Origin of the sequence: Campylobacter sp. BCW_4321 (assembly GCF_001763075.1) — a bacterium.
In the GTDB taxonomy this organism is placed as follows: domain Bacteria; phylum Campylobacterota; class Campylobacteria; order Campylobacterales; family Campylobacteraceae; genus Campylobacter_D; species Campylobacter_D jejuni.
In genome coordinates this window covers 59,713-74,581 of record NZ_MJYA01000066.1, presented here as the reverse complement: position 1 = coordinate 74,581, position 14,869 = coordinate 59,713, and the positions used below count along the sequence as shown (strand labels likewise).

Here is a 14,869-nt window from a genome sequence, read left to right as displayed (position 1 = left end):
CTTATATACCCATTAAAATTTTTTTTATCATTTTTTATACATTTTCTATGATTTAAAATATTATTTTTTATCTTATTTATATATTATTTATTAAAATTTATTTTATCTTAGGAGATACGAAATGATACAAAAAGCTTTAGCCTTAGCTGAAGAATTACAAGGACAAATAGAAGCCAATATTTCAAATTCTGAAAAAGAATTTCATGCTAAAATGCAAAAACTTCTTAATAATCCCAAAAATAAAGTTATGCTTATAGAGCTTTTAGATCGTTCTTTTAGATGTAAAGATAAAAATGCAAGTTTTGAGCTTATAGAATATACTTTGAGTAAATATGGCATAGCGGATTTTTTTAGCACTTTTGAAAAATTCCTACTTTTTAGCTTTTTAAATTTTGGCAAATTTGCTCCTAATTTAAGTGTACCTTTTTTTGTCAAACATTTAAGAGAAGATACTAAAGATATGGTTCTAGATGCAAATCCTAGTGTTTTAGAACCACATATTAAGAAAAGAAAAGAGCAAGATAAAATTACCTTAAATGTGAATTTAATCGGCGAAGAGGTTTTAGGTGAAGCTGAGAGTAAATATCGTATGCAAAAATACGAAGAAGCCTTAAAATCAAGCTATATCACTTATATTTCCATAAAAATTACTACTATTTTTTCACAAATTAATATTATAGATTTTAATTATTCTAAAGAAGAGGTCGTAAAAAGACTAGATTATCTTTATGCTTTAGCCTTAGAAGAAGAGAAAAAACAAGGTGTATCTAAATTTATCAATCTTGATATGGAAGAATTTAGGGATTTAGAGCTCACCGTTGCAGCTTTTATGGAAAGTGTGGCTAAATTTGATATTAAAGCAGGGATTGTTTTGCAAGCTTATATTCCTGATTCTTATAAGTATCTTAAAAAACTTTTTGCTTTTTCAAAAGAGAGGGTTTTAAAAGGTATGAAGCCTATTAAGATCCGTTTTGTTAAGGGTGCTAATATGGAAAGTGAAGAAACCATTGCGTCTCAAAGGGGTTGGGAGCTTCCTACTTTTTACAAAAAAATAGATACTGATAGTAATTATAATAAAATGCTTGATTTTATTCTTGAAGGAGATAATTATAAATACATCAACATAGGAATTGCAAGTCATAATATCTTTGAGATTGCTTATGCTTATACACGCATAAGTGAAGTGGGTGCTTTGGATTCTTTTACTTTTGAAATGCTTGAAGGTATGAGTTTGCAATGTTCTTATGAATTATCTAAAATGCATGATCTAATCCTTTATGCCCCAGTTTGCGATGAAGCACATTTTAACAATGCCATTGCTTATCTTGTAAGACGCCTTGATGAAAATACAAGTGAAGATAATTTTATGCGTTATTTTTTCAATCTTAAAGTAGGAGATAAGAACTGGAATATCCAAAAAGAACTTTTTTTAAAATCTTTAGAAGGCATAAAAATTCTTGATAATACTACACATCGTAAGCAAGATAGAAATAAAGAATCAAATATCATAAGTTCTTATGAAAGTAAAAAATTTAGCAATGAAAGCGATACGGATTTTATTTTAGCACAAAATAGAGCGTGGGCTAAAGAAATTAAAACTAAATATGAAAATTTAAAAGATTATGATGTTTATCCTGTTATAGGCGAACTTGATTTTAAAGCAGAAAATTTAAATGTTTTAGAAGTTAAAGATAAGATCGAAGATAGAGTTATAGGAAAGGCTTATTTAGCAGGAGAAAAAGAAATCAAACAAGCTTTAGAAGTAGCTAAAAATTCCAAATTTACACAAAAAAGTCATGATGAAATTTATCAAATTTTAGCCAAAAGTGCAAAACTGATGAGAGAAAGAAGAGGGGATTTGATAGGTTTGGCAGCTTTAGAAGTGGGCAAAACCTTTTTAGAGATCGATCCTGAAGTAAGCGAGGCTATTGATTTTATAGAATTTTATCCGCACTCTTTAGAAGAGCTTAAAAAACAAAATCCAAAAGTTAAATTCACACCTAAAGGCATAGGGGTTACCATAGCTCCTTGGAATTTTCCTATAGGGATTTCAGTAGGTACTATAGCTGCACCACTAGCTGCAGGTAATGTGGTGATTTATAAACCTTCTTCACTTTCAACCCTAACAGGTTATATGCTTTGTAAGTGTTTTTGGGATGCAGGTATTCCAAAAGATGCTTTGATTTTCTTACCTTCAAAAGGAAGCGATATTTCTAAATATTTACTTGTTGATGAAGCGATTAAATTTTCAATTCTTACAGGAGGAGAGGATACTGCTTATGCTATGTTAAAAGCTAATCCAACCTTGCTTTTAAGTGCTGAAACGGGAGGAAAGAATGCGACTATAGTTTCTAAATTTGCTGATCGTGATAGTGCGATTAAAAATATCATTCATTCTGCTTTTAGCAATAGCGGTCAAAAATGTTCAGCTACTTCTTTGCTAGTCTTAGAAGAAGAGGTTTATAATGATGAAGAATTTAAAAAGACTTTAGTGGATGCTGCAAGTTCTATGGCAGTGGGCAGTCCTTTTGAATTTAAAAATAAATTAGGTGCTTTAGCTGATAAGCCAAGTTCTAAAGTTCAAAAGGCTTTAGATGAATTACAACCTTATGAAGAATGGGCATTAAAACCTAAGTTTTTAGAGGATAATCCTTATTTAATGACGCCAGGCATAAAATATGGCACTAAAAAGGGTGATTTTACTCATATGAATGAACTTTTTGTACCGATTTTAAGTGTGATGAAGGCTAAAGACTTAAAAGAAGCTATTGATATAGTAAATTCCACAGGTTATGGTTTAACTGCAGGTTTTGAAAGCTTAGATGAAAGAGAATGGGAGTATTTTCACACTCATATAGAAGCAGGAAATATTTATATCAACAAACCAACCACAGGGGCTATAGTGCTTCGTCAACCTTTTGGTGGAATTAAAAAATCAGCTATAGGTTTGGGTAGAAAAGTAGGAATTTACAACTATATCACTCAATTTTTAGAGATTAAGCAAGAAGATTTTGATGATCATTTAATTGAAGATAAATTTTCAAAAAAATTAGCACAAATAGATTTAAAAGAATCACAAGATTTTATGAACGATTTAATTAAAATGTCTCAATCTTATGCTTATCATTATAAAAATGAGTTTAGTGTTTCAAAAGATTATGTCAATATTCGTGGAGAAGATAATCTTTTTTCTTATACTAAAATAAAGAATATGGTTTTAAGACTTTGTGGAAATGAAAGCTTAAAAGATGTTTTAGGGGTGATTTTAGGTGCAAATATTGTAAATATTGATCTAAGTATCAGTTATGATGAACAAGATGTTAGTATGATAGAACGAATTGTTCAAAGCATAGGAGCAAAAGTATTATTTTTAAAAGAAAATAAAGAAAATTTTATCAAGAGTATTAAAGAATATGAAAGAGTGCGTTATTTGGCAAAGCCAGATGTAAATGATGAGATTTATAAAGAGGCTGCAAAGCTTGCTAAAATCATCATAAGAGAAAAGCCATTGTTAAATGGTCGTTTTGAACTTTTAAATTATTTTAATGAAAAAGCTTTAAGTATATCTTTTCATCGCTATGGAAATTTAGGCATTAGAGCAATATCTTAATGATCAAGGAGAGATTGATGGAAGTAGTTCAAATTAATACCCCAATAGCAGTGATGTTTGTAGTTTATGCCTTATTGATGCTTTATATAGGTTTTTATTTTTATAAACAAAATAAAAATTCAGAAGATTATTTTCTAGGTGGGCGTACTATGGGGCCTGTGATATCTGCACTTAGTGCAGGGGCTTCTGATATGAGTGGTTGGCTTTTAATGGGTTTACCAGGAGCTTTATACATAAGTGGTTTTATAGATTCTTATATTGCAATTGGACTTACTATAGGAGCTAGTTTAAATTGGATTTTTGTGGCAAAAAGACTTAGAATTTATACCAGTGTGATTGCAAATTCTTTGACTATTCCTGATTATTTTGAAACTCGTTTTGATGATGATAAACATATACTGCGCATCATATGTGCGGTGGTAATTTTGATATTTTTTACTTTTTATGTTTCATCAGGACTTGTAAGTGGAGCAAAACTTTTTGAAAGTACTTTTGGTATCAGATACGATTATGCTTTAACTACTGGAACGATTATTATTGTTGCTTATACTTTTTTAGGTGGATATAAGGCAGTTTGTTGGACGGATATGATACAAGGGCTTTTAATGATGATGGCTTTAATTATTGTACCTTTGGTTATGCTTTATCATTTAGGTGGCTTTGGTGAAGCGATGAATATAATAAGAGAAATAAAGCCACAAGCTTTATCTATGGGCGAAGGAGTAGAAGTTATAAGCATTATATCTGCACTTGCTTGGGGTTTGGGTTATTTTGGTCAACCACATATTTTAGTGCGTTTTATGTCGATTCGTTCTACTAAAGATATTCCTATGGCCACTTTTATAGGTATTGCTTGGATGGTGGTTTGTCTTTTAAGTGCTTGTATGATAGGTATTTTGGGTATAGCTTATGTGCATAAATTTGAATTAAGTTTGCAAGATCCTGAAAAGATTTTCATCGTGATGTCGCAACTTTTATTTAATCCTTGGATAGCAGGTATTTTACTCAGTGCTATTTTGGCGGCTATTATGAGTACGGCAAGTTCACAATTGCTGGTTTCAAGTTCTACTATAGCAGAAGATTTTTATAAAAAGATTTTTAGAGAAGATGCGCCAAGTCATGTTGTATTAAATTTAGGTAAATTAGGTGTTTTACTGGTAGCTGTAATAGCGTTTTTGATTTCTACTGATAAAAATTCAAGTGTTTTGAGTATAGTTTCTTATGCATGGGCTGGATTTGGAGCTTCTTTTGGTTCTGTAATGCTTTTTTCTTTATTTTGGAGTAGGATGACAAGAGTAGGAGCGATTTTAGGTATGATAACAGGAGCTGCTACTGTGGTACTTTGGAAGAATTTTGCAAATTCGGGTCTTTATGAAATAGTTCCAGGGTTTTTAGCAGCTTCGGTGGTAATTATTATTGCAAGTTTACTTACTAATGTCCGCTCAGGAACTAAAGCTGCTTATGAAAGGATGTTAAAAGAGCTTTGAAAATCTCTAAAAATCCCTACTTTTGTAGGGATAATTGTGTATAATTTCCTAAATTATATTTTTAGGCTTTTTATGAATGATTTAATGACGCAAAATGACAACACTACTATTATTACAGAATACAAATTCACACCAAAAGAGCCAAAAGCTTATCAAAGCGAAGAGGATTTAGAAAGATTTCTTATTAAAGAACTTACACTTCAAGGCTATGAGCGATTAAATTTAAGCGATATAAACGATCTTGAATCTAATTTTAAATTACAACTTCAAAGGCTTAATAATATCTCTTTTTCACCGACAGAATGGGAAAGTTTTTATAGGCAAAATATCACTAATCTTAAGCTAACTTTTGAAGATAAAACTAAAATGCTTCAAAGTGATGGTTTTACACTTACACTTGAAAAAGAAGATGGAAGCAAGAAAAATATTATTTTGATAGATAGAGTTAATCCTATTAATAATCACCTTCAAGTTATCTCGCAGTTAAAAAATGAAAATGGAGAATTTAAAAATCGCTATGATGTTAGCATTTTAGTAAATGGACTGCCTTTAGTGCATATTGAGCTAAAAAGGCGTGGGGTGAATCTAAAAGAAGCTTTCAATCAAATCAGGCGTTATCAAAAAGAAAGCTTTTTAGAGGGCAATGCACTTTATGAATTTGTGCAAATTTTTATTATTTCAAATGGCACACTTACTAAATACTATAGCAACACAAACCAGCACAAAGCTAAAAAATCACAAAACGATAATTATGCTTTTTGTATGAGTTTTTCAGATGCTAAAAACAATATTATCGAAGATTTAGAAGACTTTGCAAAAACCTTTTTAGCTAAAAGAAATTTGCTTAATATCCTTACAAAATATTGTGTTTTTAATGCAGATGATGAATTGCTTATTATGCGTCCTTATCAAATCGCAGCAAGTGAGAGGATTATAGATAAAATTAAAATCGCCCATAATCACAAACATTATGGCAGTGTAGAAGCAGGGGGCTATATATGGCATAGCACAGGAAGCGGAAAGACTTTAACTTCCTTTAAAACAGCGATTTTAGCCACAAAACTAAACTTTATTCAAAAAGTGCTTTTTGTTGTAGATAGGAAAGATTTAGACTATCAAACGCAAAAAGAATATGATAAATTTGAAAAAGGTGCAGCTAATGCCACTAAAAATACCAATGAGCTAAAGCATCGCATAGAAAGCACAAAAGAAGATGAGAAAATTATCATTACCACAATTCAAAAGCTTTCAAAATTCGTGCAAAAATATGAAAATTCTCGCATTTTTGATTCTGAAATCGTCTTTATTTTTGATGAATGCCATAGAAGTCAATTTGGCTTAATGCACGAACAAATTATCAAAAAATTTAAAAAATACTATATTTTTGGTTTTACTGGCACGCCGATTTTTGAAGAAAATGCTAGCAAAAATTATTTTGTTAATAATGATAAAAATTTAGAGCTTAAAACCACTCAAAGCACTTTTGGTGTTTGTTTGCACTCTTACACGATTTTAAATGCGATAAAAGATAAAAATGTCTTACCTTTTAAAGTAAGTTATCATTCTACAATGAAGCAAATTGAAAGTGATTCAGATAAGAAAATTCTAACCATTGATAGAGAATCAAGCCTTTTAAATGATGAAAGAATAGAAAAAATCACAAGCTATATTTTAGAGAATTTTAACCGCCATACCAAAAGACAAAGTGCCTACACGCTTAAAAATCAAAGAGTGCAAGGTTTTAACGCTATTTTTGCTACCGCTAGTGTGGATTTTGCCAAAAAATATTATGAAGAATTTAGCAGACAATTAAAACAAAACAAACAAGATTTAAAAGTTGGCATTATTTACTCTTATGAACAAAATGAAGATTTAGATGAGTTTGCAAGTGATAGTCAAAGTGCAAAAGAGTTTTTAAGCAATGCGATAAAAGATTATAATAGCTATTTTAAAAGTGATTTTAGCTTAGAAAAATTTGATAATTATTATAAAGATATATCCCAAAAGCTTAAAAATAAAGAGCTAGATTTGCTTATAGTTGTTAATATGTTTTTAACAGGCTTTGATTCTAAAACGATCAATACTCTTTATGTGGATAAAAATCTCAAATACCACGGACTACTCCAGGCTTTTTCACGCACCAATAGAATCTTAAATGAGCAAAAAAATTGCGGCAATGTCGTGTGTTTTAGAGATTTAGAAAATGCCACAAATGAAAGCTTAAAAATGTTTGGTGATGAAAAAGCATCAAGCATTGTTTTGCTAGAAAATTTTGCTTTTTATTTTGAAAAATATAGTGCGTTAGTGGATGAATTAAAACAAAAATTTGAACTTTTAAATTTTCCATTAAAAAGCGAAAAAGAGCAACGAGAATTCATTAAAATTTTCAATGAGATTCTAAAGCTTGAAAATATTTTAAATCTTTTTGATGAATTTAAAAATCCTTTAGATATCAGAGATAAGCAAGATTATCAAAGCCATTATTTAGAGCTTTACAACACTCTAAGAAAAGAGAAAGAAAAAGAAAATATCAATGATGATTTAATCTTTGAAATCGAGCTGATTAAACAAAATGAGATCAATGTAGACTTTATATTGTTCTTGCTTGAAGAGTATCACAAAGATTCCAAAGAAAAGACAAAAGAAAATATTTTAAAAACCATTATTTCAAACCCAAGCTTAAGGGATAAAAAAGAGCTAATACAAGAGTTTTTAAACGAGATTGATCATAATAAAAATAGCGATTATAAAAGCCTTTTTGAGAGTTTTATGCAAAGAAAAAAAGAGCAAGAATTACAACAAATCATAAAAGATGAGAATTTAAATGGAAATTTGACAAAAGAATATTTAGATGAAGCCTTTGAGCTAAATTTCTTCCAAGATAAAGGAGAGGGCATAGGAAGACTTTTACCGCTTATTAATCCTTTTGCTCCAAAGAGTGAAGGAAATGACGAAAAACGACAGCAAATCATTGATAAACTTAAAAGTTTTTTTGATAAATTTGTAGTTTTTCTTAAAAAGGAAGAGAATGAATAAAATAGAAAAATTATTAAACGAGCTTTGTCCTAATGGCGTGGAGTTTAAGAATTTATGGGAAATTGGGGAGTTATCAAATACAGGAGTTGATAAAAAAATAAGAGAAAACCAAAAAGAAGTTTTTCTTTTAAATTTTTTAGATGTGATGAATAATCACTATATTAATAAAAATATTCCTTCAATGAAAGTAACTGCCTCAGAAGCTGAAATACAAAAATGTAATATTTTAAAAAATGATTTATTTATTACTCCATCGTCTGAGAATATTAATGAAATTGGTTTTGCTTCTGTTGCAATTGAAGATATGCCTAATGTTTGTTATAGTTATCATATTATGCGTTTTAGGATTTTCAATAGACAAATTAATCCTTATTTTTTGAGATATTGTTTTGATTCTGAGAATCTGCGAAAACAAATTTTAAAAAATGCACAAGGAATTACTAGATTTGGTTTAACTCAACCCAAGTGGAAAAATCTCCAAATCCCAATTCCGCCGCTTGAAATTCAAGAAGAGATAGTTAAGATTCTAGATACTTTTACAGAGCTAGAAGCAGAGCTAGAAGCAGAGCTAGAAGCGCGCCGCCGTCAATATGAGTATTATCGCAACAAGCTTTTATCTTTTGAGTATCTAAAAACTAATGGGGGGGGGGTATGAGCTAAAAATGCTAGGTGAAATATGTGAAAGACAAAAAGGTATCAATATCACTGCGGGAGAAATGGAAAAAATCGCAATCCAAAATGGCGATATTAGAATCTTTGCAGGTGGTAAAACTTTTATTGATACCAAGATGGAATTATTGCAAGAGCAAAATATTCTTAAAAAAACTAGCATAATTGTAAAATCTCGCGGTTATGTGGATTTTGAATATTATGCAAAACCTTTTACACATAAAAATGAATTGTGGTCTTACTCTTTAAATCCAGATACAAAAGATATAAATTTAAAATTTATTTTTTACTACCTTAAAAACAAAGTTGAATATTTTCAAAAAATAGCAAGAGCTAATGCGGTTAAAATCCCACAATTAGCAGTAGCTGATACAGATAGATTTCAAATCCCAATCCCACCCCTTGCAACACAAGAAAAAATTGTAAATATTTTAGATCAATTCCACGCACTTACCACGGATTTACAAAGTGGAATCCCCGCAGAGATAGAAGCAAGAAAAAAGCAATATGAATATTATAGAAATCAATTATTAACTTTTAAGGAAGCCATATGAAAAGCGTTGTAGAGAGAGAAGAATTACACAAAACCATTTGGAAGATAGCAAATGATTTGCGTGGAAGTGTCGATGGATGGGATTTTAAAAGTTATGTTTTGGGATTTTTATTTTATTATTTTATCTGCGAGAATCTAAAAAATTATGTTTTAAAATCTTTTGAGCAAGATTATGAAAATTTAAGCGATGAGATGGCAGAAAATGGTAGAGATACAATCATTAATGCTAAAGGATTTTTTATAAAGCCAAGCCATCTTTTTTCAAATATGTTTAAAAATGCAAATTTAGAAAATTTAAATGAAAAACTAAGTGTAGTTTTTAAAGAGATAGAATCTAGTGCTAATGGAAGTGAGAGCGAAAAGAGCTTTAAAGGGCTTTTTGATGATTTGGATCTCTACTCTAATAAACTTGGAGCGGATAATAAAGAGCGTAATAAAAAGATTTTAAAGATTATGGAAACAATAAGTGAGCTTGATTTGCACTATAATGAAAATGAGATCGATGCTTTTGGTGATGCGTATGAGTTTTTAATGACAATGTATGCAAGTAATGCGGGTAAAAGCGGGGGAGAGTTTTTCACTCCACAAGAAGTAAGCAAACTTTTGGTAGAAATTACTTTGTATAATAATGCTAAGCCAAATAAAGTCTACGATCCTGCTTGTGGGAGTGGATCGCTACTTTTGCAATACAAAAAATCACTAAAAAGCGATCCTAAAAAGGGCTATTTTGGGCAAGAGATCAATATCACTACCTACAACCTTGCTAGAATGAATATGTTCTTACATGATGTAAATTACACACGCTTTGATATCGCACACGGCGATACTTTGATAAATCCTAGTGAAAATCATAAAGAGCTAGAGCCTTTTGACGCAATTGTTAGCAATCCGCCTTATAGTACCAAATGGGAGGGCAAAGACAATGCACTTTTAATCAATGATGAGAGATTTAACAAAGCAGGGGTTTTAGCACCCACTTCAAAAGCTGACTTGGCTTTTGTGATGCACTCACTCTCTTGGCTTAGCGAGAAAGGAAGTGCAGCGATTGTCTGCTTTCCTGGGGTAATGTATAGAGGTGGAGCAGAGAGATATAAGAAAATATATGATAGAAGAAAACTTTGTAGATTGTGTGATCTCTCTAGCACCAAATCTCTTTTTTGGCACAAGCATTGCGGTGTGTATTTTGGTGCTTAGAAAGAATAAAACTGATAAAAATACACTATTTATCAATGCAAATGAAGAATTTATCAAAGTAACTAATAAAAATATGCTAAGCAAGGAAAACTTAGAAAATATCTTAAAACTTTATAAAGATAGAAAAGAAGTGCCACATTTAACTAAGCTTGTAAGCATTGAAGAGATCGCAAAAAATGATTATAACTTAAGCGTATCAAGCTATGTAGAAGCAAAAGATACAAGAGAGATAATCGACATAAAAGCACTAAATAAAGAAATAGAAGAGATTGTAAAACGCCAAAGTGTTTTAAGAAATAGAATTGATAACTTGGTGCGTGAGCTTGAATGATTAAGGTTTAGAGTGAGAATAATTTTAGATGAATATTCTCACTATTTTTTTAAAGCTTAAAAATTAATATTTTCAAGGCTTTTTGATTAAAAATCTTAGTGTAGGCCCACTTTGATCGATTTCAAGCACTTTAAAACCGCGGTTTTTTGCATCTTGAGGTATGGAATTGATACTTTGTGGGCAATCGCAAAGCACTTCCAAAATTTCTCCACTTTGAAGCTTAGGCAAGACATCAAGTGTTGCTATAGCAGGATAAGGACAAGCTTCACCTTGTAAATTTAAACTATAAGTAATTTTCATTGTTTATCCTTTAAGTTGATTTTTAAAGAAGTGTTTTTTGTAAAATACTACAAAAACAAACATTAAGATGAATAAAATAAGATTGATAAAAAATCCATTTAAATTGCCAAATTCAGTTAAAAGATTGATTTTTATACCTTCTTTAAAAGCTTTTGGTAAAAAGTCATAACTTAAAGCTAAAATCATAGTTCCTATTATATTTGCAATTCCTACTATCATAAAATGACTTTGTCCTTCAAAGGCACGATAAGCCCAACCACACTCACAACCTCCGGCAAAAACTATACCAAAACCAAACAAAAATGCTCCTACAGCTACAGCAGGAGAAAGTTCTATGAGTTTGCTAGTATGACCTTGCAAGATAAAAGCAAAAGCGATTAAAGAGGCGATAATCATACTGATTAATGCGCCTTTTATAGCATTATCTCTACCAAATAAAAATAAATCTCTAAAGCAAGAAGTAAAACAAATTTGCCCTCTAGAAATAACAAAGCCAAAAACAAAACCAAAAATCAGTGCTAAAGCTAGAAGGCTTTGTTTGTTTTGTGTGCTGATATTGCCATTTGTAAAAACAAGATAAAACACCCAAACTAAAAAGGCCATGAAAAGCAATATGCCTAAGTTAAAATATAGTTTTGTACGCAAACTTTGCTTGTTTAGCGGCAAGTTTTCTTTATTTACACGTTCTAATTTAGCTTTAGGTTTAAAAAAGGAAGTGTTGCAAATTTTCACTCCGAGATAAATTCCTAAAACCATAAAAACAGTAAAAAGCCAAGTGTGTAAAGAAAAATAAGGTAAACCTGTAAAAAAATTAGCTAAATTACATCCAAATGCAAGTCTTGCTCCATATCCTGAAAGAATTCCACCTGCTATTGCTTGAAAAATTCTTATATTGCTAGCAGGTAGACGAAATTTGACTTTGTTAGCTAAAAGTGCGGCTACTAAACAACCTATAAACATACCTATGAGCATAATACCATCAGTTCTTGTTAAAGGGGTTCCATTTAAATTTTGCTTTTGGTAATAAGAATATCCATCTAAATTCATACCTAAAAGCTCTAAAAATTCACCGCCCCAACGCGTCATTTCTCCAGTAACAGCCCAAACGCCACCAAAAATCCCAAAATACACTGCGCTTAAAATTCCAAGTGCAATCATAGAACGGGAATTGTCCCAAAAATTGATTAAATATTTTTGTTTAAAAGAATTCAAAGAAAGATCCTAAAAATGTAATCATCAAAACTTGATGCTAAAAAAGAGTGAGATTATAGCTTAAATTTAATATGAAGTCAAAAAGAATATTGATAAATTTATTTTGTTTTTCATTAAAAATCGCTATAATTATCACTTTGGAAGATTAGCGTATCTGGTGATCGCCACTGACTTCAAATCAGATGAAAGGATAGTTGACTATTCTTTGGGGAGTTCGATTCTCTCATCTTCTCGCCAATATTAAGTAAAATCAAGGAAATTTTTATGAGCAAAGCAGATATTATTGTCGGCATTCAATGGGGCGATGAAGGAAAAGGTAAGGTAGTTGATAAATTATGTGAAAATTATGATTTTGTTTGCAGAAGTGCAGGTGGACACAATGCAGGGCATACGATTTGGGTAAATGGTGTAAGATATGCGCTTCATCTTATGCCAAGTGGAGTTTTGCATCCAAGATGTATTAATATTATCGGAAATGGAGTTGTGGTTTCTCCTGAAGTATTGATCGCTGAAATGGCTCAATTTGAAAATTTAAAAGGTAGATTATATATCAGCGATAGAGCTCATTTAAATTTAAAACATCATTCTTTAATAGACATTGCAAAAGAAAAACTCAAAGGTAAAAATGCCATAGGAACAACAGGTAAGGGTATAGGACCTTCTTATGCAGATAAGATTAATCGTACAGGACATAGAGTTGGAGAGCTTTTAGAGCCACAAAGACTTTGTGAGGCTTTGATGAAAGATTTTGAAGCTAATAAAACTTTTTTTGAAATGCTTGAAATTGAAATTCCAAGTGCTGAAGAATTGCTTGCTGATTTAAAACGCTTTAATGAAATTTTAACTCCTTATATTACAGATACTACAAGAATGCTTTGGAAGGCTTTAGATGAAGATAAAAGAGTGCTTTTAGAAGGAGCTCAGGGCTCTATGCTTGATATTGATCATGGAACTTATCCTTATGTTACAAGTTCAAGTACTATTTCAGCAGGCGCTTTAACAGGACTTGGGTTAAATCCTAAAGAAGCGGGAAATATTATAGGTATTGTAAAAGCTTATGCAACGCGTGTGGGAAATGGAGCTTTTCCTACTGAGGATAAGGGTGAAGATGGAGAAAAAATTGCGCAAATTGGAAAAGAAATTGGCGTAAGCACGGGACGTAAAAGACGCTGTGGATGGTTTGATGCGGTTGCTGTAAGATATACAGCAAGGCTTAATGGTCTTGATGCTTTATCTTTGATGAAGCTTGATGTTTTAGATGGTTTTGAAAAGATAAAAATTTGTCGTGCTTATGAATATAAGGGTATGGAAATCGACTACATACCAAGTGATTTAGAAAATGTTCAACCTATTTATGAAGAAATGGATGGTTGGGATAAAGTTTTTGGTATAAAAGATTATGATTTATTGCCAGAAAATGCTAAAAAATATATAGCAAGACTTGAAGAGCTTGCAGGGGTTAAAGTAAAGTATATTTCCACTAGCCCTGAAAGAGATGATACTATCATCTTATGAAAAGTAAATATAATTCTGTTATAAAAGTAAGAAAACAACAACTTGATAAAGCAGAATCAAATCTTAATCAAGCCAAACAAAGACAGCTTGAACATGAAAAAGCTTATGAACTTTCACGCCAAGAGTGTGAAAGTTTAGGCGTATTGCCAAAATCAGGATCTATAGCAGAGTTAAGATCAAATTTAAGTATGGCGCAAGTAGGACGCGAGGCTTTGGCAAGAGCTAAGGAGAAAGTAGAACTTTCTAAAAAAGAAATGAACCATTATCAGTTTTTATATCAAAAAGCGCATTTAGATTATGAAAAAATGAAGGCTTTGGAAACTGAAGAAATTAAACAAAAACAAAAAGAACTTGCGAAGGCTGAAGAAAAATTTTTAGATGAAATTGCAATCAGTCGTTTTTTCAAAGGGGAAAAAGATGATTAAAAAAATTATATTGTTAGTTTTTATTTCAAGTGTAGTTTTTGGAGCTGAACAAGATTGTGAGCAGTATTTTGAAGCTAGAAAAGCTCAAATTGAATTGCAAACTAGAGAATTTGATGAAGCAAGACAATCTTTAGAAGCTTATAAAGCCTCTTTTGAAGCTTTGCAAAAAGAAAGGCTTGAAAATTTAGAAAAAAAAGAGGCTGAGGTTAATGCAACTTTGGCAAAAATTGAAGAATTAAAGCTTGAAAACGCAAGGCTTGTAGAAGAACAACAAAAGATTTTAAATTCAATCAATGATAAAACTCAAGGTAGGGTTAAAGAAATTTATTCCCAAATGAAAGATGCAGCCATTGCAGATGTTTTAAGTCAAATGGATGCAGAGGATGCAAGTAAAATAATGCTTTCTTTGGAATCGCGTAAAATTTCAGGTGTTTTGTCTAAAATGGATCCAAAAAAAGCTAGCGAGCTTACTTTGCTTTTGAAAAATTTAGATAATAATGCTAGTAATTAGGTGATTAAAAGAATGAAAATTTTTCA

10 protein-coding genes, 1 tRNA gene and 1 pseudogene are annotated in these 14,869 nt (G+C 31.0%); 10 read left to right on the top strand and 2 right to left on the bottom strand.

Annotation, left to right across the window (positions count from 1 at the left end):
* Nucleotides 1–121 precede the first annotated feature (121 nt).
* The 6 genes and pseudogenes from AJN58_RS09415 to AJN58_RS09390 all read left to right on the top strand — a co-directional run bounded on the left by AJN58_RS09415 (nucleotide 122) and on the right by AJN58_RS09390 (nucleotide 10,880).
* On the top strand, nucleotides 122–3,610 hold the full coding sequence (locus tag AJN58_RS09415; protein ID WP_070292219.1) for a proline dehydrogenase family protein: 3,489 nt from the start codon (nucleotides 122–124) through the stop codon (nucleotides 3,608–3,610).
* A gap of 17 nt (nucleotides 3,611–3,627) precedes the next feature.
* A complete protein-coding gene (gene putP, locus AJN58_RS09410; RefSeq protein WP_070292217.1) occupies nucleotides 3,628–5,097 on the top strand; it encodes a sodium/proline symporter PutP in 1,470 nt (489 codons plus the stop codon).
* A gap of 72 nt (nucleotides 5,098–5,169) precedes the next feature.
* Entirely contained in the window at nucleotides 5,170–8,133 is a 2,964-nt protein-coding gene (locus tag AJN58_RS09405; protein WP_070292216.1) for a type I restriction endonuclease subunit R, read from the top strand.
* On the top strand, nucleotides 8,126–8,788 hold the full coding sequence (locus AJN58_RS09400; protein WP_070263749.1) for a restriction endonuclease subunit S: 663 nt from the start codon (nucleotides 8,126–8,128) through the stop codon (nucleotides 8,786–8,788). Before AJN58_RS09405 ends, AJN58_RS09400 begins: the two co-directional genes overlap by 8 nt.
* Nucleotides 8,789–8,795: 7 nt before the next feature.
* Nucleotides 8,796–9,356, top strand: a complete 561-nt coding sequence (locus AJN58_RS09395; RefSeq protein ID WP_004306559.1) for a restriction endonuclease subunit S — start codon at nucleotides 8,796–8,798, stop codon at nucleotides 9,354–9,356.
* Nucleotides 9,353–10,880: pseudogene (locus AJN58_RS09390) on the top strand (type I restriction-modification system subunit M). The gene AJN58_RS09395 and the pseudogene AJN58_RS09390 overlap by 4 nt, the downstream one beginning before the upstream one ends.
* A gap of 72 nt (nucleotides 10,881–10,952) precedes the next feature.
* On the opposite strand, the gene yedF reads toward AJN58_RS09390, so the two are convergent.
* Both yedF and yedE read right to left on the bottom strand, forming a co-directional pair.
* Nucleotides 10,953–11,180, bottom strand: a complete 228-nt coding sequence (gene yedF / locus AJN58_RS09385) for a sulfurtransferase-like selenium metabolism protein YedF (protein WP_044778896.1) — start codon at nucleotides 11,178–11,180, stop codon at nucleotides 10,953–10,955.
* A gap of 3 nt (nucleotides 11,181–11,183) precedes the next feature.
* Complete coding sequence (yedE, locus tag AJN58_RS09380; RefSeq protein WP_070233853.1) at nucleotides 11,184–12,392, bottom strand: selenium metabolism membrane protein YedE/FdhT; 1,209 nt, start codon at nucleotides 12,390–12,392, stop codon at nucleotides 11,184–11,186.
* A gap of 139 nt (nucleotides 12,393–12,531) precedes the next feature.
* Here yedE and AJN58_RS09375 point away from each other — a divergent pair.
* The 4 genes from AJN58_RS09375 to AJN58_RS09360 all read left to right on the top strand — a co-directional run bounded on the left by AJN58_RS09375 (nucleotide 12,532) and on the right by AJN58_RS09360 (nucleotide 14,843).
* Nucleotides 12,532–12,629 (top strand) — tRNA-Sec (locus AJN58_RS09375).
* A gap of 27 nt (nucleotides 12,630–12,656) precedes the next feature.
* Nucleotides 12,657–13,907, top strand: a complete 1,251-nt coding sequence (locus AJN58_RS09370; RefSeq protein ID WP_002862151.1) for an adenylosuccinate synthase — start codon at nucleotides 12,657–12,659, stop codon at nucleotides 13,905–13,907.
* Nucleotides 13,904–14,332: a flagellar export protein FliJ gene (locus AJN58_RS09365; RefSeq protein ID WP_070287170.1), complete on the top strand. Its 429-nt coding sequence runs from the start codon at nucleotides 13,904–13,906 to the stop codon at nucleotides 14,330–14,332. Before AJN58_RS09370 ends, AJN58_RS09365 begins: the two co-directional genes overlap by 4 nt.
* The gene (locus AJN58_RS09360) at nucleotides 14,325–14,843 is read left to right on the top strand and encodes a MotE family protein (RefSeq protein WP_070286419.1); all 519 of its coding nucleotides are present in this window, start codon (nucleotides 14,325–14,327) and stop codon (nucleotides 14,841–14,843) included. The genes AJN58_RS09365 and AJN58_RS09360 overlap by 8 nt, the downstream gene beginning before the upstream one ends.
* Nucleotides 14,844–14,869: the final 26 nt, after the last annotated feature.

Bases quoted from the DNA above. Each gene is read 5' to 3' on its own strand.
- AJN58_RS09400 (WP_070263749.1), top strand. From the start codon at position 8,126: ATGAATAAAATAGAAAAATTATTAAACGAGCTTTGTCCTAATGGCGTG.
- AJN58_RS09405 (WP_070292216.1), top strand. From the start codon at position 5,170: ATGAATGATTTAATGACGCAAAATGACAACACTACTATTATTACAGAA.
- AJN58_RS09365 (WP_070287170.1), top strand. From the start codon at position 13,904: ATGAAAAGTAAATATAATTCTGTTATAAAAGTAAGAAAACAACAACTT.
- putP (WP_070292217.1), top strand. From the start codon at position 3,628: ATGGAAGTAGTTCAAATTAATACCCCAATAGCAGTGATGTTTGTAGTT.
- AJN58_RS09415 (WP_070292219.1), top strand. From the start codon at position 122: ATGATACAAAAAGCTTTAGCCTTAGCTGAAGAATTACAAGGACAAATA.
- AJN58_RS09395 (WP_004306559.1), top strand. From the start codon at position 8,796: ATGCTAGGTGAAATATGTGAAAGACAAAAAGGTATCAATATCACTGCG.
- yedF (WP_044778896.1), bottom strand. From the start codon at position 11,180: ATGAAAATTACTTATAGTTTAAATTTACAAGGTGAAGCTTGTCCTTAT.
- AJN58_RS09360 (WP_070286419.1), top strand. From the start codon at position 14,325: ATGATTAAAAAAATTATATTGTTAGTTTTTATTTCAAGTGTAGTTTTT.
- AJN58_RS09370 (WP_002862151.1), top strand. From the start codon at position 12,657: ATGAGCAAAGCAGATATTATTGTCGGCATTCAATGGGGCGATGAAGGA.